Source organism: Psychroflexus sediminis (genome assembly GCF_900099815.1).
Taxonomy (GTDB): domain Bacteria; phylum Bacteroidota; class Bacteroidia; order Flavobacteriales; family Flavobacteriaceae; genus Psychroflexus; species Psychroflexus sediminis.
On record NZ_FNCW01000006.1, the window covers coordinates 61268 to 81399 of the forward strand.

Genomic DNA, 20132 nt, shown 5'->3' on the forward strand with positions numbered 1-20132 from the left:
AATTTGATTTAGTGATTAATAATTTATTTATTGATAATAATTGACCAGTAAAGCCACCACATAGTCGTAACTTTTCATACCCAGTGGCTGATTATTGACTTTGAGGTAATTCCCGTATACGGTTTCCATAACTAATTCTACAGGTCCGGTGTAGGCCTGCCAAAACTCCTGAACTTCTTTGTAATTTTTCAAAACGCCTGGACGGAGTTCTGCGATAAGAGCTTCCGATAAAAGAGGATCTTTTTTATACATATCATTGAGACTATACTTCAAAGCAAAAGTTAAACCCGAGTATTGCAAAAATCTGTTCTCGTCCTGCATAGTGATGACAGAGGCTATGAAATTGGCTTCATTTTCCTTGGAGTATCCCAGCTGATGCCCAATTTCGTGCGCCATGGTTGTAGGCAGTTTATACTTGGGAATTTTATAATTGTATTGTCCTTCGTTGGTAAACGGATTAACATACCCGCTAAAGCCTCCATAAGAAAGCGGTAAGGAAAACAAAGATTTTTTTAGATTTTCTACCCGATACGGAATTTTCAGATCTTCGTTGGTTGAGTTGGTATAGGCTTCAAAAACCCACTGCTGAAGTTGACCCTGCTTAAATTTATAGTCTACTTTAACACTGTCATTCTCGGCCAGTTCAGCATGTAAATCATTGGTTTTCTGAATCAAATCGCAGGTGAATTCATACAACTCCGCTTTGGTATATTCTGTGGAGATGCCCAAAGACTTATGCAATGGGAGGCGGTAATAATTGAAGCCCCAGAACAGATGAAACAAAAAGTAAATTAAAGACACAAACGCCATAGCTTCTAAAAACCGTGTGCCCAATTTTCTGAACCTGCTCTTAATTAACCTGAATATCCAAACCACAATTATTAGGACAAGCGCAGAATAAAACAAATCTCCAAGCGAAAAAGGAATCCAGGACGTCAGATAATGCTGAAGCTGAGATGAGACTAAAAAAAAACCTTCACTGTAATACGTTTCGACCCAGGCAGGGTTTTGTTTCAGCACGTAAATCAAGAGCAACTGAAAAGGAAAAAATAAAGCAAGACAGTTTAAGGTGATGTTTTTCAAGTGGTCATTTAATTATATGATGAATTGTCCACTACGGGAGTTTAGGTAAATTCAGTCTCAAACTTAATCAATTTTTAAAAATACTCACATATTTATCGTAATTTTGAAGGCGTCAAAACACAACTCAAATCCAACACGGAATGATCATTTTCTTTAAAGCTGAATCGACGCATTACTTCGCAGTTTCCCTTGTAAAACGACCAGATTACGAAACCATCAAAAAATTTAAATGGGTATTTGGCGATGCTCAATTCGTTGATGAAAAACAGATCGACGGGCAGTTTATCGGACCTCGTCAGGTGATGATTACACCCTGGAGCACCAATGCTGTGGAAATTACTCAAAATATGGGAATCGATGATGTTCAGAGAATTGAAGAGTTTTATGATGTGACTTCGGAAGATAGGGATTTCGATAAAATGCTTTACCAAAAGTATGATGGCTTGGATCAGGAAATTTTTACTATAGATATCCATCCTGACCCTGTTCTTGACATAAATGACATAGCGGAATACAATCAACAGGAAGGCCTGGCTCTCAATGAGGAAGAAGTCGGTTATTTGGAAAACCTTTCCAAAAAACTGGGACGTAAATTAACCGATGCTGAAGTCTTTGGTTTTTCTCAGGTCAATTCAGAGCATTGCAGACATAAAATCTTTAACGGAACCTTTATCATTGATGGAGAAGAGCAGCCTGAATCGCTTTTCAAACTCATCCGTAAAACCTCTGAAACGCATCCCAACAGTATCGTTTCGGCCTATAAAGACAACGTAGCTTTCATCAAAGGACCACAGGTTGAGCAGTTTGCTCCTACCCGTCCTGAAATGGCTTCAGAATATAAAAATTCAAAATTCAATTCTGTAATTTCCCTGAAAGCAGAAACCCACAATTTTCCGACTACAGTAGAACCCTTCAACGGGGCTGCCACAGGTAGCGGCGGTGAGATAAGAGACCGGCTTGCCGGCGGAAAAGGCTCGTTGCCCTTAGCCGGATCTGCTGTATATATAACCTCTTACCCCAGACTTACCGATTCCAGGACCTGGGAAAAATCAGTCCCTAAACGGGAATGGCTGTACCAAAGTCCGCTGGACATTCTGATTAAAGCCTCCGACGGCGCTTCAGATTTTGGAAATAAATTTGGTCAGCCGCTCATCAATGGTTCTTTGTTCACCTTCGAACATGAGGAACATAACCGATTATTAGCCTACGATAAAGTCATCATGCTGGCCGGTGGTGTTGGTTACGGCAAAGCCGATCAGGCCTTAAAGGACATTCCCAAAAAAGGCGATGATATCGTTATTCTGGGCGGCGACAACTACAGAATTGGTATGGGAGGTGCTGCAGTATCTTCTGCAGATACCGGCGAATTCGAAAGCGGTATCGAACTCAACGCCGTACAGAGATCCAACCCCGAAATGCAAAAAAGAGCTGCCAATGCTATTCGTGCCATGGTCGAACTCGAGGAAAACCCGATTCGCTCTATTCATGATCACGGCGCCGGCGGTCACCTGAACTGCTTAAGTGAATTGGTTGAAGACACGGGGGGTCATATAGATATTGACAAACTTCCTGTGGGCGATTCAACGCTTTCCGCCAAAGAAATTATAGGTAACGAATCTCAGGAACGCATGGGTCTGGTGATTGGAAAAAAAGACTCCGAATTTTTGAAAAAAGTGGCCTTACGGGAGCGCTCTCCAATGTATCGCGTAGGAACGGTCACCGATGACCATCAGTTTGTATTCAAAAATTCCAAAACTCAGGAAAAACCTTTGGATCTGAAGTTAGAGGATATGTTTGGGAGCTCTCCCAAAACCATCATGAAAGATCACAAAGTAGAAAGAACTTATTCAAATCCTGAATTCGATTCTAAAAAAATATACGATTACGTCGAGCAGTTGCTTCAACTGGAATCCATCGCCTGTAAAGACTGGCTGGTCAATAAAGTGGACAGATGCGTTTCCGGTCGCGTTGCTGTTCAGCAAACTGTAGGACCCTTGCAGGTTCCACTTAATAACTGCGGGGTAGTTGCCTTAGATTATAACGGCAAAGAAGGGGTTGCCAACTCCATTGGTCACTCGCCTATTTCTGGCTTAATCAATCCTGCTGCAGGAGCCAAAAACTCTGTCGCAGAGGCCTTAACCAACATCATTTGGGCACCATTGCAAGATGATTTAACTTCAGTTTCATTGTCAGCTAACTGGATGTGGCCCTGTAATAATGAGGGCGAAGATGCCAGACTGTATGAGGCAGTGAAAGCCGTTTCAAAATTTGCTATTAATCTGGGAATCAACGTTCCTACCGGTAAGGATTCCTTATCGATGAAGCAGCGTTATAAAGACCGGGAAGTGCTTTCGCCGGGGACGGTGATTATCTCTGCGGCCGGGCACTGTAATGAAATCACCCGTGTGATTGAACCTATGTTTCAAAAAGAGGCAGGATCTATATATTATTTGGATTTTTCTCAGCATGACCTGGAGCTCGGCGGCTCAGCTTTCTATCAACTCTTGAATAAAGTTGGACATAAGGCCCCATCCGTCAATGCAGATGCTGAATTCAAAAAGAAATTCAATGCCATTCAAACGCTGATCAAACAACATAAACTAGTCAGCGGTCATGATATTTCATCGGGAGGCCTCATTACCACTTTGCTGGAATTATGCTTTGCGGACAATGATTTAGGCGCTGAACTGGATTTCAAAGCTTTTGAAGAAAAAGATGTGTTCAAACTCTTGTTTGCAGAAAATACAGGCATTGTGTTTCAGGCGGATGGAGATTTAACTGCAGATTTTAAGGAACTTGACCTACATCCCCTCTATCTTGGAGAAGTAAACTCAACCGGTAAGCTAAGCATTGCTCTTGATGAACAAAACCTGAGTTTTGATGTGGATACCTACAGGAACTACTGGTTACAGACGTCTTATGAATTTGACAAACACCAGAGTGGAGAAGTAAAAGCTAAAGAACGTCACGAGAACTTCAGGGATAACGGCTTAACCTTCAATTTCCCGGCGCATTTTGATGGAAAATTAAAACCCGTTGAGGGGAAACGCATCAAGGCTGCCATCATAAGAGAAAAAGGCTCAAATTCTGAACGTGAGATGGCCAGAGCCATGCATCTGGCCGGGTTTGATGTAAAAGACATCCACATGACCGATTTGATGTCTGGTGAAGAAACTCTGGAAGATGTCCAGTTTATTGCAGCCGTTGGAGGATTTTCGAATTCCGACGTTCTGGGCAGCGCTAAAGGCTGGGCCGGAGCTTTCAAATACAATGAAAACGCCAACCTGGCTTTGCGCAATTTCTTCAACAGGGAAGACACCTTATCGCTTGGGGTATGTAACGGATGTCAGCTCTTTGTAGAGCTGGGACTGATCACACCACAGCATGAAGAAAAACCGAAAATGCTACACAACGACTCAGGAAAGTTTGAATGTCGCTTCACGGCGGTCACTATTTCCGAAAGCAAGAGCATCATGCTCAAAAGCCTCGAAGGCTCTACGCTGGGTATTTGGGCCGCGCATGGGGAAGGTAAATTCTATTTACCAATGGAAGAACATCAGTATTCCATACCTGCGAAATACTTCAGAGAGGAATTCCCCTGCAATCCGAATGGTTCAGATTATAATGCAGCCATGCTTTGCGATGAAACAGGAAGACATCTGGTGATGATGCCACACCTGGAGCGATCGACCTTTTCCTGGAACTGGGCACATTATCCTAAAGACAGAAAAACCGATGAGGTTTCGCCGTGGATTGAGGCTTTTCAAAATGCAAAAACATGGTTCGAAAAAGCTTAAGCTATGCTCACTCAGAAACAATTGATTGAAAAATTAGATTTAGAAAAACATCCTGAAGGCGGGTATTTCAAAGAAACCTACAGAAGTGATCTTTCCATTTCTAAAAACGAATTACCTTCTGAATTTGAGTCAGAACGAAGTGTATGCACCTGCATTTATTTTATGTTAACAGCTAACGCGTTTTCAGCCTTTCATAAAGTCAATCAGGATGAAGCCTGGCATTTTTATTTAGGGCAAAGAATTTCACTTCACATGATTTCTCCTGAAGGGGATTACTCTAATATCAAAATAGGGTCGGATTTTTCAGCAGGAGAAACACCTCAGTTTGTCGTTCCTGCTCAGCACTGGTTTGCTGCTGAAATTGATCATCCCGAAGGCTTTGCACTTGTGGGCTGTACCGTTGCTCCCGGCTTTGATTTTAAAGATTTTAAATTAGCTGAACGCCAGCAACTTCAGCAGAAATTCCCTAAACATAGTGAATTGATTTTGAGACTCACACGCTAACTTTCTTTTTTGAAAACAAAAATCTGTTCGATTTGTGAAGAAGAATTTGAGGTACTGTATCGAATTCAGATAGAAAAGGGCAAAACATGGATTTTTGCCTGTAAAACCTCCTCAGAGAAGCAGCAGGGCCTCCCGCATTACAAATACGGAGGAACCTGGAAGGGCAAAAGGCACTAAACAGGTTATACAGAACATATTTTTACAATTCTCTTAATCTTAATCACAAAAATTTTGATTGTAAGGCTTTAGAGAGCAAAATCCCTAATTTTTTTTATATTTTTTAACCTAAAACAAATTTTATCAAAAGTTAAGATCAACTTCTTATTCAACTCTATTATATTTTGTTAATTTGAATATCCTTAAAAAATGCCTGATGAAAAAAATTCTTTTATTGCTCTTTCTTCCATTTTTAAATTATGCGCAGGACAAGCCAATTGTTGATATTGGGGGTGCATTGCGTTACAATTATCTATACACCTCATGGAATGGCGACCAAAAAGACATAGGAGGAGATTTTGTTTATGATATATTTAGAGTGAATGCTGAGGCCAGATACAAGGGCGTTTACTTAAATGCAGAATATCGTGAATACTCTCCAGCCTTTGGAGGTGGATTCATGAAAAGTGGCTGGATGGGGTATTCCTTCAATGAAAAAGAAGATATTCATATTGGCTTGACTCAGGTTCCCTTTGGCATTCAGGAATACAATTCTTTCAACTGGTTTTTTAATCTCACTTACTACACCGGACTTGAAGATGACCATGATATGGGGGTAAAATACATGAATAAAGGAGAAAAATTTGAATACCAGTTAGCCTTTTTCAAAGGCTCTGAGTTATTTGATCTCGGAGGAGCGAGTGAGGTCAGTTCAAATCGGTATGCCTATGATATTGTGGGCAGGAATAAAGAAATAAACCAGTTCAATGGAAAATTTGTTTATAAAACAGGAGAGAAATTCAAACACAGAATTGGTCTGTCTGCTCAATATGGAGGACTTTATAACATCGACACTAAAGAGGTTGGAAACCACAGTGCGTTTGCACTCCATCATGAAGTTTTTCATAAAAGATGGAACTTAAAAACCTCATTGATTACAGCTAGACATAATCCCATCAATGCCCTAGGACAAAGCAGAGAGGTTGTCCAAATGGGAGCTTATGGATTTCCTTATGAAGTAGCTTCCGACTATGAAATGTACACCGCAGCTATATCTTATAATTTGCCTGTGAGTCTGGGCCCCATAAGCAATCTCAAATTCTACAATGACTTTGGGTATATGGATAAACAGGCTTCAGGATTCAAAAATACAGCTATGAACGTTACGGGGGTTTTGGTCATGGCTGGCGATATGTACATCTATGTAGATTATGCCGCCGGATATAATCACTCCTGGTTTGGTGGAAACTTCACTAACGAACTGGGAGAAGGTAATCCAAATTTAGGCTGGGAAGCGAGGTTTAATATCAATTTTGGGTATTATTTCTTAACCGACAATAAATCAAGATAAGTTATAAACTAAAAGAATAATTATATGTCTCAAAAAGTAACCAGAAGCGATGAAAAGAAATCCATCTTTGGCCTGGAAATTAACGGTCCTGTTTTCTTTTCATCGACCATCTTAATCATAATCAGCATTGCTCTTACCCTTTATTTTGGGGATGCTGCTGAAGCCTTTTTTAATTCAACTCAAAACCAAATTGCAAAATATGGCGGCTGGGTATTTGTGCTAAGTGTAAACGTTTTTCTGATCTTTGTTCTCTATCTGGCTTTTAGTAAATACGGAAAAATTAGGTTAGGCGGAAAGAATGCTGAGCCCGAATTCAAAACCATTTCCTGGTTTTCCATGCTTTTTAGTGCAGGAATGGGGATTGGCTTACTTTTCTGGAGTGTTGCAGAACCCGTCACACACTTTGTCAATCCTCCGGCGGGTACAGAAAATACGGCCGAAGCAGCCAAACAAGCCATGAATTTTACATTCTTACACTGGGGTTTTCATGCCTGGGCCATCTACGCTCTGGTAGGTTTAGCGCTTGCGTTTTTCACCTATTCCAGAGGTTTACCACTTACCATAAGAAGTGTGTTTTATCCTTTTCTAGGTGATAAAATCTATGGTATTATTGGAGACATTATCGATATTTTTGCCGTGTTAGCTACGCTTTTCGGACTTGCAACTTCACTGGGTTTCGGGGTACAGCAGGTAGCTGCCGGTCTGGAACAGGTTTTTGGCTTAAGCTCTGGAATAACAACCCAGGTTTTACTTATAGCAGGAATTACAGCTGTTGCGACGATCTCAGTTGTACTGGGGGTTGATAAAGGGGTGAAGGTGCTTAGTGAATGGAATATCAGAATAGCGGTTGTCTTGTTGCTTTTGGTCGTTGTATTGGGTCCAACACTTTTCATATTTGAAAGCTATCTGGAAAATCTCGGAAATTATTTTACAAGCATTGTTGAAATTTCACTGTGGAATGAAAGTTTTACTGGTGGAAACTGGCAAAACAACTGGACTTTATTTTACTGGGGGTGGTGGATTGCCTGGTCTCCGTTTGTAGGAACGTTTATCGCCAGGGTTTCTAAAGGAAGAACGATTAAGGAATTTATTTTAGGCGTGCTTATCGTTCCCAGTCTCATCACATTCTTTTGGATTACGGCCTTCGGAACTTCCGCACTGGATTTGATTTTGAACGGGAATGATACCATTGCCACGGCTGTAGATTTTGATGTCGCCACTGCGTTATTTGTCTTTTTTGAAGAGATTCCATTAACTCTCATACTTAATATTGTAGGGATCATTTTAATCATAGGTTTCTTCATAACCTCTTCCGACTCCGGTTCTTTGGTTATTGATAGTTTGACCTCCGGAGGAAAAATTGAAGCGCCGGTAGGTCAGCGTATTTTCTGGGCTGTAACTGAAGGTACTGTTGCAGCAGTCTTGCTTATAGGCGGTGGACTTGGAGCTTTACAGGCGGCCTCCATTGCCACAGGTTTACCCTTTGCTGTCATTCTTCTCATTATGTGCTACTCTCTATACAGAGGATTGAGAGAAGAAATAGCTAAAAAAGAAAAATATAAAGAAAGCGAACAGAAAAAAGACTACGAAAACATCGTAAGTGAGATTATAAAAAAACGAAATAAAAAATAAAAACTATGCGACCTATTAAAAAGATCTTAGTCGGTTTAGACCTCTCTGATATTGATCAACAGCTCATCAGATACAGTTCCTTTTTTGCCGATATAATCGATGTTGACAAAGTTTATTTTGTACATAACATCAAACGTTATGAGATATCTGAAATGCTGGAAAAAGAATTAGAAGATATCGATCTGGAAGAACTGATTACCGAAGAACTCAAAGACCGAGTGGATGAAAACTTCAATACCGAAGTGGAATGGGAAGTGCTTATTTCTGATGATCCTTACACAGAATCCCTTATTAGCTATATAGTCAATAAATACAGTATTGATTTGCTGATGATGGGAAATAAAAACAACGAGGAAGGCTCTGGAATTCTGGCCTTTAAATTATTAAGAACGACAAGGTGCCAGTTTTTGTGGGTTCCGGAAAATGCCAGTATGGAGATGAAAAAAGTTTGGGTAGGTACAGATTTTTCAAATTCGTCTAAAAAATGTTTCGCTTATGCAGACCTATTAAAATCCAATCATGACTTCGAACTTGAAGCTGTTCACGTCTACAGCCTGCCCGTTCATTTCTCACCCTATTTAAATAATTCTGAAATCAATCCTAAGATGGAAGAATATATCGACAAAAGATTTGACAATTTTCTCAGAAAGATCGACTTCTCCGATAAAATAAAAAAATACAAAATATTGGGCCGAGAAGCCAATGTGGCAAGCAGACTCAAAAAAGAGGCCTACAAAAATGATGTCAATCTGTTGATGGTTGCAGATAAAGGTTCCAATACGATCTCAAACCTCACCTTGGGAAGTATCACGGAAGATTTATTTAATCGGGAATTAAAAATACCTTTGCTCATCATTAAAGATTAACAAATGATTTAAAAACCATGAAACACACCTGTATTCAGTTAAGCTGTCTGCTGCTTATTTTGTCTTTAAGCTTTAGCTGCCAAAAAGAGAAAAACTCAGTTAGTAAAGATGGCTTTGAAACCACTATAGCAGATTCTGCTATGGTGGTTTCTGCACGTAAGGAAGCTTCCGGGATAGGTCTGGATATCATGAAAAAAGGCGGAAATGCCTTTGATGCTATGGTGGCAACAGAAATGGCCCTGGCGGTTTGCTATCCCTTTGCAGGTAACCTTGGCGGAGGCGGTTTTATGGTGTACAGAACCCATGAAGGCCAAACCGGTGCTTTGGACTATCGGGAAAAGGCTCCGTTTTTGGCCACCAAGACCATGTACCTTGATAAAGAAGGGGTTCCCAGCCCACAACTGAGTAGACTCGGAAGTCTGGCCATTGGAGTTCCAGGGACAGTAGCAGGCATGTTTAAAGTCCATGAGAAGTTCGGGACTTTACCCATGGCGGAATTACTTCAGCCAAGTATTGATCTGGCCAGAACCGGTTTTGTGGTGACCTCGAAGCAGGCAGATATGCTTAACACACTACAATCCACCTTCTTACAGGTCAATAAAGACTCTATTCTGTATTCCAGAGCATTTCAAAGCGGAGATACGCTTAGAAATATCGCTCTGGCTAAAACCCTAGAACGAATTTCTAAACATGGACGTTCTGAATTTTATAGCGGAACAACGGCAGAGATTTTAGTTGATTTTATTTCAAAATATGGCGGAATTATAAGGCTTCGAGACCTGAAAGCCTACGAAGCGGCGTGGAGAGCACCCATTGAGGTCTCTTATAAAGAACTCAAAGTCATTTCCATGTCTCCCCCCTCCAGTGGGGGCATTGTGTTAGGTCAAATTTTAATGATGCTAGAAAATCATGAGCTTAAAGCTTTAGGTCATAACTCTTCAAAATACATTCAGTTGCTTACCGAAGCAGAACGCAGAGCCTATGCAGACAGAAGTTTTTATCTGGGCGATCCGGATTTTGTCAACATCCCACAGGATAGTCTTCTCAGCGAAGATTATACCAAACAACGTATGCAGGGATTTACATTTGAAGCGGCAACACCTTCAAAAGACATTGGACATGGGAAGATTTCAGGATTTGTCGAAAGTAAAGAAACCACCCACTACTCTATCGTAGACCCATTCGGGAATGCGATTGCTGCAACCACGACCCTGAACGGAGCCTATGGATCTAAACTTTACAGCAATGAACTCGGTATTTTTCTGAATAACGAAATGGATGATTTTAGTGCAAAACCAGGTTTTCCCAATATGTTTGGACTCATTGGTGCAGAAGCCAATGCTATCGAGCCTGGCAAGCGGATGCTGAGTTCCATGACACCCAGCATTGTGGAAAAGGATGGAGAATTTTGGATGAGCCTGGGTTCGCCTGGCGGATCCACCATTATCACCTCTGTACTTCAAACTATTTTAAATGTGTACGAATTTGATATGTCTATGCAGGAGGCCGTAAATGCGCCCAGATTTCATCATCAATGGCTGCCCGATGAAATCACATTTGAAACTCGTGGATTTGACTCTGATTTACTGGACTCTCTAAGAGCAAAAAATTATAAGGTGATTCAACAGGACTCTAAGATTCTGGGGAAAGTAGATGCCATTTTAAAATTACCAAACGGGAAACTACAGGGAGGTGCAGATTATCGCGGAGATGATACCGCCCTTGGGTTTTAATTCCAAGGCTTTGATTTACAGATGACTAAAATCTGCTTTAAGAATTTCGTAAAATTGTCTTGTTTAAAAAAAGGTTTTAATAGAATTTAAAGCAAATATTTATTATTTTTCCCTGATAAAAATTAAAGTTCTCATGGCATCACTAAAACGCTTATTTGATTTTCCATACTACCAACTGGAAAAATATAATTTAAACGACGCTCTTGTAACCAAATATGACGGGGTATGGAAATCTACTTCTACCGAGGAATACATCGAACAGTTCAATAAAATTAGTCGAGGTCTGTTGAGACTTGGTGTAAAGCCTAATGATAAAGTTGCCATTATTTCCACCAACAACAGAACCGAGTGGAACATTATGGATATTGGTATCATGCAGCTGGGAGCTCAGGACGTTCCTATTTATCCAACCATTTCTGAAGAAGATTATGCGTATGTGCTTAACCATAGTGAATCCAAGTTTTGTTTTGTCTCTGATAAAGAGGTGTATGACAAAGTAATGGCTATAAAAGGTGAAGTGGAATCTCTAAAAGAGGTTTATACCTTTGATCAGATAGAAGGAGCCAAAAACTGGACAGAAGTTTTGGACCTGGGTGCCGACGAAAGCAATCAAAGCGAGGTGCTTTCTATCATGAATAAAGTAACCGAAAACGATTTAGCGACCTTAATTTATACTTCAGGAACAACTGGACGACCAAAAGGAGTTATGCTTTCTCATAAAAATATTGCCAGTAATGCTATCAACAGTTCTACACGACTGCCATTAGACAAAGGAAATGCAAAAGCTTTGAGTTTTCTTCCTGTATGTCACGTTTATGAGCGCATGCTGCAGTATATGTATCAGTTTAGCGGAGTAAGTATTTATTTTGCAGAATCTATAGAGACGATAAGCGATAACCTTAAAGAAGTAAAACCAGAAGTGATGTCTGCTGTGCCAAGACTTCTTGAAAAAGTATATGACAAAATCATCGCTAAAGGGGCCGATCTTACGGGTGTGAAGAAAAAATTATTTTTCTGGGCTGTAGAACTTGGATTGAAATACGAACCTTACGAAGGCAACGGCTGGTGGTATGAAACCCGTTTAAAACTTGCGCGAAAATTGATTTTCAGCAAGTGGCAAGAAGCTTTGGGAGGAAATCTGCAAGTGATTGCATCCGGAAGTGCAGCTTTACAGCCGAGATTAGCAAGAGTTTTTAATGCAGCTGGAATGGGGGTTATGGAAGGTTATGGTCTTACAGAAACCTCGCCAGTGGTGTCTGTAAACGATATGCGCGATGGGGGATTCAAAATAGGAACTGTTGGCCGGCCAATTGCAGAAACCGAAGTGAAAATTGCAGAAGATGGCGAAATCCTGGTCAAAGGTCCACAGGTCATGATCGGTTATTATAAAGACAAGGAAAAAACGGATGAAGTCTTAAAAGACGGATATTTTCATACAGGTGATATTGGAGAAATTGATCAAGACGGTTTCCTAAAAATCACAGACCGTAAAAAAGAAATGTTTAAAACTTCAGGAGGAAAGTATATCGCTCCTCAGATCATTGAAAATGTAATGAAGCAATCTCGCTTTATAGAACAAATCATGGTTGTTGGAGAAGGTCAAAAAATGCCTGCTGCCCTGATACAATTGAATAAAGAATTTGTTACTGAATGGGGAGAACGAAAAGATCTAAATCTCGGTGAATCCCTTTCAGAAATGGTGAAAAATCAAGACTTGATAGATAGAATTCAGGAAGAGATCGATTTATACAATCAGAAATTTGGAAACTGGGAGAAAATTAAAAAATTCGAATTAACTCCAGATGAGTGGACGGTTGAAGATGAACACCTTACGCCTACAATGAAGTTAAAAAGAAAAGTGATAAAAGAAAAGTATATGGATCTTTACAATAAAATTTACTCCAACTAAGGGGTTCATGCATTAAAAAGGAGTCTAATTTTAGGCTCCTTTTTAGTTTTAAATCGATTATTAAAAGAATAAATTAGAGTTCTTTGTCCTATGAATCCATCAGCTTCAGGTTGGCTAATTAAGTGTTTACATCGCATCAGCGAATCCACCATTCTATCTTTAAATGAGAATGAATTTTACGACAGGTTAAGAAAAACTGGCTTTATATATGGATCCAGCCAAAGCAGTTTGATTCTTCTAACCAAAAATCTCAAATACACCCAGCAAGAATTAGCAAAAATAAACCTCCTTGTTACTCTCGTCTACGTGGATCATCAAATTTGTGAAGACCAGCCTGGCAGTGAAATCATAATTAGACTTATAGGCTTTTATGAATCGCTACATTCTCAAAAAGAGTTTCTAAAGTCGATTTTCAAATTCAAAACTAAAGCTGAACAAAAATTGGAACAGCTCATTCATAAGCGTGTTCAAACCAATGAAGGTCTTATTCAAAAGAATTTCAGCCACCTTATTACCAATGCTTTATTGTTTACAGATGTATTGACTTACAGAAAAAGCCTGATGACATCAGTAAAGCCAAGCGATTATGCTAAAACTTTGGAAGGCTTGATTATGCAGACGGTTTTCTTAGCTCTGGATAAAAAAACCAATAAAACAACTTACGATTCACTCATCCTGAAACTTATAAAAAGCTCTTTGCGTTATCATGCCACTGATACTGAAAATGTGATGAAAACTCAAGGTATTGACTATAGCCCGGTACTCAGTAGCATGGGAAGTTTGTATGTCTTCGATCTGGCCTGCATGGCGGTTTACAGCGATGAAGAAATTGAAATCAGTGAACTGAAATTCATGAATATTCTGGGATCCGACTTGAATCTTACCGAGTCTCAAACCCATAAAAGTATTGAGTTTCTATTTCATTTTGTTTCTGAGTACAGACAGCATATTGCTTATTTTCATTTCAGTAATCCCCTAAATCACTTTTACCAAAAAAATCAGAAGGCTGTAAAACTCTTACTGAGCAGAAATAAAAATCGGCTGTATAAGGAAATTATCCAGAGCAAAGAACTGGTATATCTGCTTTCCCAGTCAACACAGCGAGAACTGAACGCAGATGAAAAACTAAAAGTTAAAAGTCAACTTTATGACATTTTCAAAAGCATTCCCTCCCTTGCCATTTTTGTGATGCCGGGAGGCAGTGTTCTACTTCCCATTATCATAAAATTCATTCCTCAACTCCTGCCTTCGGCCTTCAATGAAAATTATGAGAAAGATGAATAACATTCCAGATAGTAGATTAAAACCACTATAAGTACTTTGATTAAGGTAATCATAAGCTAAGGTTTTTAGTGTGATGGATTTATTTGATTTCTATAGGACCTCCAGACTTTGATTTGTTTAATACTACATCACCTGTTGGCTGGTTCAAATACTTAATGTTTCCGCCACTGCTTGTTTCAGCCTTCAGGTTAACGACTGAATACACGGTCACATAAGCCCCTGATGAAGCTTTTGATGTGACATTTTCTGATTTTAATTTTTCGGCATCTACATTTGATCCACTTGAAGACTGGACCTCCAATTCACTTGTTGTACCTTCAAGATTAACCGAAGAACCTGAAGAAGATTCAACATTGACTGATATGGCATTCACATCTAAATAAGCCCTGGCTCCACTTGAACTATCCACAATTAGATCATCTAGGTTTAAAATCAAATGAGCAGCAGAACCACTTGAGGTTTCTATATTCAAGGTGTTAAGTTCTAAATCTAAGGTCACTTCACCTCCACTTGAAAGATCCAAATTGAGATTGTCAAAATTCAAGCGTTCCTGAGAAGTAACTTCAGTTCCGCTGGATACTTTTAAAGACTTTAATTTTTCAGTAAAATAAAGAGTAATCTGTTTTGCATCTGCATTTGAAATCTGTTTGGAGGCTCCAATGATCAATTTCCCCTTTTTATTTTCATATTCAAAAACTTCAAATAAATTTTCATTGGCTTCCACTACCATATAGTTGGAAGAAGCAGGTTCTAAAATAACTTCCCAGCCTTTTTTGAGTTCAACATCGGTAAAGGAATCCAACATGATCTGCTCGGTGATGACTTCGCCTTCACCTTCGATTTTTTCGAGATAATCAATGTTGATATTGCAGCCGAAAAACAATAAACACAGGCTGTATACTAGTGCGTAGGTCATGGTTTTCATAAGATTTAGTTTTGAAGGGTTAATGAATCGGTTTTCATACTGCTATCCAAGGGTTTCCAGGTATTCTCCTTATAGTCTAAATAGGTGTTATAATATGAGCGTTTGAAGTTTCTTACTCTGCTAAAATCCAACAGACTTTTATCTAAATACACAATCCTGTCCTTTGGTATATAAACAGTTACTTCAACTTTCATATCTTCTTTCAGGAATTCTGGCTGAGTCAGGAGATAGGTGTCGAGTTCTAAATTAGAATTCTGCAGTTCGAAGTCATAATCGATTAAAGAAGCCCTTTCTCTGGCCTGCGATTCACTTGAACCAAAGCTTTTTTTGGTAACTCTTACCTTCAATTCCTCATCATTGGAGGTTCTGAAATTGACATATACATTGGGACTGTATAATCTGCTTGTATTGGATTCATCCTGGACTATTTTCTGAAGTTTACTCTGTCTAAGTTCATCTGAAAACAGAAGGTTTGCATCCATCTTGATTCTTAAAGTATCTTCAGAAGCGAGGGCCAGTGACTTTACCTCTACCACTTCGGCATCATAACTCACCTCGAGTTCTTTTTTAATACTTAGGGTCGTGATTACAATGACACAAAGTATCCAAATGCCTACTAAGGTGATGTGGCTTATTTTACCAATCGATTTAAGGTTGGAAAAGAGCAATTTCAGGCTTAAAATAAGCAGATAGAAAAAAGGGATTGCTCCTACCAGGAAAAACAAAACGACCTGAATCCAGTATGGAACTCCAAGAGAAAATATTTCCATAGTAGTGAAATCTCCTAGTTCGAAGATGGATATAGTTCCAAAGCTGAACAAAAAAATAAGAGATCCAACCAAAACCACGCCAGAGATGATTAACAATATAACCCCTAAGAATTTTGATATAAAAACACCAAGGGCTTTTAATACTTCTCCAAGACCGTCAAAAAACTTAGTGACTCCAGATTTGGTCTGCTGACCGTATTTGTCATAATCTATATCCCCCACTTTATCTGCGAATTTGGAATAGCTCTCTTTCACCTTGCGTTCTATATTAGATAAATTTACAGGCTCACCCTGCATATCTAGCTTTTGAGCCGTTGTTCTTGCAGCTGGAGTTACTGCCCAGAGGATTACATAAATAGCTACTGTCGCCCCAAAGGAAAACAAGGCTGAAACGATCCAAATGAGTCTAATTACAATTAGATTTAGTCCCAGGTAATGATGCAGACCGGCTGAAACTCCACCTATATAATTGTTCTCAATATCTCTATATAACTTTCGAGAGGTTCTCGCCCTTGAGGAGGTAGAGGTTGAATCTTCATCGTCAATCTTATAAGCTTCAGGCTCACCCATGATGGCAATCATCTCATTCACTTGAGAAAGATTGATGACCTGCTTTTCATGTGTCATCGACTCCGTAAAGAGTTCTGCAATTCTAGCTTCAATATCCTGAAGAATTTCGTCTTTGCTTTCCTCTTTTGCCAGATAGCTTTCTATGGTTTTTAAATACCTGTCCAGTTTAATAAACGCATTTTCATCGATGTGAAAAAACACATTTGCTAGATTAATGTTGATTGTCTTATTCATCGTTAGTTTGTTTTTTTGAAGTAATTTTTGTGACTGCGAAACTCAATTCGGTCCAAGTTTCTGAAAGTTCGCTGAGAAAATCCTTCCCGTCTTCAGTAAGGCCATAGTATTTACGAGGTGGCCCCCCTGTGGATTCTTCCCATCGGTACGATAGAAGATTTGCATTTTTTAGCCTGGTTAGCAAAGGGTAAATCGTTCCTTCAACAACCAGGAGCTTTGCGGACTTCAACGTGTCAAGGATTTCTGCAACATAAGCATCGTCATGACTCAGCACAGACAAAATGCAATATTCCAGGACTCCCTTGCGCATTTGAGCTTTAGTGTTTTCTATTTTCATAATCTCCTTTTAAATAATATATAACAAAGATATATCTTTTAGACACTACTTTGCAATACATAGTAATATAATTTAAAATTTTATTAACATTAGCCTGATGCTGATTTTTTTGATATAGTTCAGAAGCATTAGTAAAATCAGTACACCCAGCTTTTTTTGAATGAAATAAATAAAGTCAAATAGAATTAGAAAAAAATAAAATCACAGTATTGAATTGAATAAATGACTACCTTGAAACTTCAAAATAGAATCTCAATGAAGCTTTCTCCCTCCAAAATCAATTTGTTTTTATTGTCCAAATTACCTTCCGCCTGGCTTTGCGGAGTTCGAGTAAAAACGATAAATGCACAGCTGTGTATGACCACTGTCACTCACCGGTGGATTAATCAGAACCCCTTCAATAGTATGTATTTTGCTGTACAGGCTATGGCAGCAGAACTGAGTACAGGAGCTATAGTTATGAAAGAAATCAGCGACAGCGGTGAAAATATTTCCATGCTGGTTCAGGAAAATTCCTCAAGGTTTTATAAAAAAGCCAAAGGAAAAATAAGGTTTACCTGTGAGGATGTGGAGCTGGTTCAAGACAGCATCAAAACCTGTCTTAAAGAACCTGAAGGACTAAAATTCTGGATGACTTCGACAGCTAAAAACAAATCTGGTGAAGTGGTATCAGAGTTTAAGTTCCAATGGACCGTCCGGAAAAAATAAATTTATGCTAATAAAAAACAAAATTTATGACATTTATCATAATAAACCAGGTATGAAATTGTTATATTCACAGAAACAATTTATATGACATACTTCTACATAATTTTTAAAATTTTTTAATGATGCCCAGAGCAATGTTTGAATACACTAAAGAAATTTTGAGAAAAGTAAGTTTTGATGCCCATCTCTTTTGCAAAGAATTAAAAAAGGCGACAGAACGCTTACTTCCTTACGAACTTGACGAACTTAGAGACTTTATTTTAAGTTTGATAAAAAAGAATCCATCTTTAAAACAATGTATGGTTTACCTCGATTAATATTAAACATCACCTTAAATTAAATCCATTATTCCTCCGAGGAAATAGTGGATTTTTCTTTTATATGTACCTTTACTCAAAAATTTAAATGTCTAAAATCACAGCCTTCACAGGATCCAATTCACAGACTTCCATCAACGATAATTTGTTGCAGTATGCTTTAAACTTTATAAAGAAAGCGAATGTCAATTATATTGATTTGAAAGCTTTGGATGTTCCGATGTATTCTGAAACCCTTGAAAATTCGAATGGTATTCCAGAAGATATTAAAAATTTAAAATCCGAGATCAAAAAAGCTGACGCCTTAATCGTTGCCGTCAATGAGCACAACGGAGCGATGTCTGCTTTTTTCAAAAATATAACCGACTGGCTTTCTCGAAGTGACAGCGAATACCTTAAGGACAAACCCATTTTTTTGATGTCTACCTCACCCGGTAAAGGTGGAGCTCAATCAAGTTTAGAATACACGACCAATAATTTTAAAAAATTTGGTGGAAACGTTATTCATAATTTTAGTCTGCCTTCCTTTGAAGAAAATTTTGATGAAAATGGAATGACAGATAAATACAAAGCCCATCTCGAATCTTTACTCACCACTTTTGAAAACGATTTATAAGCGATTTGAGAACTGTCAAAACATTTCAAAAGAAGCATTTTAGCGGAGATTTTAAACAAAAGCTTTTTCACTGGGGTAAGCAATTCGAAGAAGCTATTTACTTAGACTCCAACGATAGTGAGCATCTATATCAGAGCTATGGAGCTATGCTTGCTGTAGAGGCCTTTACTGCCATAAAATCTGACGATGACAAAGCTTTTGAGCGACTTGATGAATACCAGAGCAACACCAGGGACTGGTTATTTGGATACCTGAGTTATGACTTAAAAAACGATACCGAATCCATTTCTTCAAAAAATGAAGATCATCTTCAATTTCCTGAACTCTATTTTATTCAGCCTAAAAAAATATGGCTTTTAAAGAAAGATCAAATCGAAGCGCATTATCTGAAGATGGTCGATGATCAAATCGATACAGACTTAGAATCTATTCTAAGAACAGATCTTCACAATACGACTTCTCAAGCCATACGATTTACTCCCGGATGGGATAAAGAAGAATATGTTGCAAAGGCTAAACAAGTTTTAGCGCATATCCAAAGAGGAGATATTTATGAAGTCAATTTCTGTCAGGAATTTTTCGTGAAAAACACCGAAATTCAACCTCATGCTACCTTTGATCATCTGAATTCAGTTTCAAAAGCTCCATTTTCCTGTTTTTTAAAGCTGGAACAATACTTTGCACTTTGCGCCAGTCCGGAGCGGTTTCTGAAAAAAGAAAATCAGAAATTGATCTCACAGCCCATTAAAGGCACTGCCAGGCGTGGCGCAAATCCCGCTGAAGACGAGCAGTTAAAACAAAACTTACAAAATGATCCCAAGGAGATTTCAGAGAACATTATGATTGTGGATTTAGTGAGAAATGACTTGTCCAAAACAGCAGAAAAAAGTTCTGTAAAGGTTGAAGAACTTTGTGAGATCTACTCCTATGAACAGGTTCATCAAATGGTTTCGACTATCACCTCTAAAGTCAGAATCGATTATTCTGTAGCTGAAATCTTAAAATCATTGTTTCCTATGGGAAGTATGACAGGAGCTCCCAAGTGTTCGGCCCTGGAAATTGCAGAAACCTACGAATCTACAAAACGTGGACTTTACAGCGGAGCTATTGGTTATATCACTCCTGAAAATGATTTTGATTTTAATGTGGTCATCCGAAGTTTGCTCTACAATTCAGAAAAAAAGTACCTGTCCTATATGGTAGGTAGTGCCTTAACTTCTCTGGCAAAACCGGAACAGGAATATGAGGAATGCCTTATAAAAGGCAAAGCATTACAATATGTTGTTAATGCGTCTAATGTTACTGAAGAATAAAGCAATAAAGTTTAATTTAGTGTTTTT

17 protein-coding genes are annotated in these 20132 nt (G+C 38.8%); 13 read left to right on the forward strand and 4 right to left on the reverse strand.

What is annotated here, in order from left to right; genetic code table 11:
- Positions 1–27: 27 nt before the first annotated feature.
- A complete protein-coding gene (locus BLP81_RS07240) occupies positions 28–1083 on the reverse strand; it encodes a DUF3810 domain-containing protein (RefSeq protein ID WP_093367782.1) in 1056 nt (351 codons plus the stop codon).
- Positions 1084–1223: 140 nt separating this feature from the next.
- Between BLP81_RS07240 and purL the strand changes: the two genes are divergently transcribed.
- From purL to BLP81_RS07280, 9 genes are all read left to right on the forward strand, one after another.
- Complete coding sequence (purL, locus tag BLP81_RS07245) at positions 1224–4880, forward strand: phosphoribosylformylglycinamidine synthase (protein WP_093367785.1); 3657 nt, start codon at positions 1224–1226, stop codon at positions 4878–4880.
- Between the two features lie 3 nt (positions 4881–4883).
- Positions 4884–5384: a cupin domain-containing protein gene (locus tag BLP81_RS07250; protein WP_093367786.1), complete on the forward strand. Its 501-nt coding sequence runs from the start codon at positions 4884–4886 to the stop codon at positions 5382–5384.
- Positions 5385–5393: 9 nt separating this feature from the next.
- Positions 5394–5561, forward strand: a complete 168-nt coding sequence (locus tag BLP81_RS13655; protein ID WP_176752697.1) for a hypothetical protein — start codon at positions 5394–5396, stop codon at positions 5559–5561.
- A gap of 196 nt (positions 5562–5757) precedes the next feature.
- Positions 5758–6891, forward strand: coding sequence for a hypothetical protein (locus BLP81_RS07255; RefSeq protein WP_093367787.1), 1134 nt, complete (start codon positions 5758–5760; stop codon positions 6889–6891).
- 24 nt (positions 6892–6915) lie between these two features.
- On the forward strand, positions 6916–8523 hold the full coding sequence (locus BLP81_RS07260) for a BCCT family transporter (RefSeq protein WP_093367788.1): 1608 nt from the start codon (positions 6916–6918) through the stop codon (positions 8521–8523).
- Between the two features lie 5 nt (positions 8524–8528).
- Positions 8529–9389 (forward strand): universal stress protein, encoded by an 861-nt coding sequence (locus BLP81_RS07265; RefSeq protein WP_093367789.1) that lies wholly within the window; start codon positions 8529–8531, stop codon positions 9387–9389.
- Positions 9390–9406: 17 nt separating this feature from the next.
- Positions 9407–11122 (forward strand): gamma-glutamyltransferase, encoded by a 1716-nt coding sequence (gene ggt / locus BLP81_RS07270; RefSeq protein WP_176752698.1) that lies wholly within the window; start codon positions 9407–9409, stop codon positions 11120–11122.
- Positions 11123–11255: 133 nt separating this feature from the next.
- On the forward strand, positions 11256–13031 hold the full coding sequence (locus tag BLP81_RS07275) for an AMP-dependent synthetase/ligase (protein ID WP_093367790.1): 1776 nt from the start codon (positions 11256–11258) through the stop codon (positions 13029–13031).
- A gap of 90 nt (positions 13032–13121) precedes the next feature.
- Positions 13122–14315: an LETM1-related biofilm-associated protein gene (locus BLP81_RS07280; protein ID WP_093367791.1), complete on the forward strand. Its 1194-nt coding sequence runs from the start codon at positions 13122–13124 to the stop codon at positions 14313–14315.
- Positions 14316–14394: 79 nt separating this feature from the next.
- Here BLP81_RS07280 and BLP81_RS07285 read toward each other — a convergent pair whose 3' ends face one another.
- The 3 genes from BLP81_RS07285 to BLP81_RS07295 are packed head-to-tail and all read right to left on the reverse strand — an operon-like array spanning position 14395 to position 17151.
- Complete coding sequence (locus tag BLP81_RS07285) at positions 14395–15240, reverse strand: head GIN domain-containing protein (RefSeq protein WP_093367792.1); 846 nt, start codon at positions 15238–15240, stop codon at positions 14395–14397.
- A 5-nt stretch (positions 15241–15245) separates the two neighbouring features.
- A complete protein-coding gene (locus BLP81_RS07290) occupies positions 15246–16814 on the reverse strand; it encodes a PspC domain-containing protein (RefSeq protein ID WP_093367793.1) in 1569 nt (522 codons plus the stop codon).
- The gene (locus BLP81_RS07295; RefSeq protein ID WP_093367794.1) at positions 16807–17151 is read right to left on the reverse strand and encodes a PadR family transcriptional regulator; all 345 of its coding nucleotides are present in this window, start codon (positions 17149–17151) and stop codon (positions 16807–16809) included. Before BLP81_RS07295 ends, BLP81_RS07290 begins: the two co-directional genes overlap by 8 nt.
- 255 nt (positions 17152–17406) lie before the next feature.
- Here BLP81_RS07295 and BLP81_RS07300 point away from each other — a divergent pair, with 255 nt between their 5' ends.
- The 4 genes from BLP81_RS07300 (at position 17407) to BLP81_RS07315 (ending at position 20105) form a co-directional block, all read left to right on the forward strand.
- Positions 17407–17859, forward strand: a complete 453-nt coding sequence (locus tag BLP81_RS07300) for a DUF4442 domain-containing protein (RefSeq protein ID WP_093367929.1) — start codon at positions 17407–17409, stop codon at positions 17857–17859.
- 122 nt (positions 17860–17981) lie between these two features.
- Positions 17982–18176 carry a hypothetical protein gene (locus BLP81_RS07305; protein ID WP_093367795.1) on the forward strand — a complete coding sequence of 65 codons (195 nt, stop codon included), beginning with the start codon at positions 17982–17984 and terminating at the stop codon, positions 18174–18176.
- 88 nt (positions 18177–18264) lie between these two features.
- Positions 18265–18792: an NADPH-dependent FMN reductase gene (locus BLP81_RS07310; protein ID WP_093367796.1), complete on the forward strand. Its 528-nt coding sequence runs from the start codon at positions 18265–18267 to the stop codon at positions 18790–18792.
- Positions 18793–18797: 5 nt separating this feature from the next.
- Positions 18798–20105 carry an anthranilate synthase component I family protein gene (locus tag BLP81_RS07315; RefSeq protein ID WP_093367797.1) on the forward strand — a complete coding sequence of 436 codons (1308 nt, stop codon included), beginning with the start codon at positions 18798–18800 and terminating at the stop codon, positions 20103–20105.
- Positions 20106–20132: the final 27 nt, after the last annotated feature.

What these genes read in the sequence shown, in the direction of transcription:
- BLP81_RS07285 (WP_093367792.1), bottom strand. Translation starts at nt 15,240, where the DNA reads ATGAAAACCATGACCTACGCACTAGTATACAGCCTGTGTTTATTGTTT.
- BLP81_RS07295 (WP_093367794.1), bottom strand. Translation starts at nt 17,151, where the DNA reads ATGAAAATAGAAAACACTAAAGCTCAAATGCGCAAGGGAGTCCTGGAA.
- BLP81_RS07305 (WP_093367795.1), top strand. Translation starts at nt 17,982, where the DNA reads ATGCCCAGAGCAATGTTTGAATACACTAAAGAAATTTTGAGAAAAGTA.
- BLP81_RS07265 (WP_093367789.1), top strand. Translation starts at nt 8,529, where the DNA reads ATGCGACCTATTAAAAAGATCTTAGTCGGTTTAGACCTCTCTGATATT.
- BLP81_RS07280 (WP_093367791.1), top strand. Translation starts at nt 13,122, where the DNA reads ATGAATCCATCAGCTTCAGGTTGGCTAATTAAGTGTTTACATCGCATC.
- BLP81_RS07290 (WP_093367793.1), bottom strand. Translation starts at nt 16,814, where the DNA reads ATGAATAAGACAATCAACATTAATCTAGCAAATGTGTTTTTTCACATC.
- BLP81_RS07250 (WP_093367786.1), top strand. Translation starts at nt 4,884, where the DNA reads ATGCTCACTCAGAAACAATTGATTGAAAAATTAGATTTAGAAAAACAT.
- BLP81_RS07260 (WP_093367788.1), top strand. Translation starts at nt 6,916, where the DNA reads ATGTCTCAAAAAGTAACCAGAAGCGATGAAAAGAAATCCATCTTTGGC.
- BLP81_RS07255 (WP_093367787.1), top strand. Translation starts at nt 5,758, where the DNA reads ATGAAAAAAATTCTTTTATTGCTCTTTCTTCCATTTTTAAATTATGCG.
- purL (WP_093367785.1), top strand. Translation starts at nt 1,224, where the DNA reads ATGATCATTTTCTTTAAAGCTGAATCGACGCATTACTTCGCAGTTTCC.
- BLP81_RS07300 (WP_093367929.1), top strand. Translation starts at nt 17,407, where the DNA reads ATGAAGCTTTCTCCCTCCAAAATCAATTTGTTTTTATTGTCCAAATTA.
- BLP81_RS07275 (WP_093367790.1), top strand. Translation starts at nt 11,256, where the DNA reads ATGGCATCACTAAAACGCTTATTTGATTTTCCATACTACCAACTGGAA.
- BLP81_RS07310 (WP_093367796.1), top strand. Translation starts at nt 18,265, where the DNA reads ATGTCTAAAATCACAGCCTTCACAGGATCCAATTCACAGACTTCCATC.
- ggt (WP_176752698.1), top strand. Translation starts at nt 9,407, where the DNA reads ATGAAACACACCTGTATTCAGTTAAGCTGTCTGCTGCTTATTTTGTCT.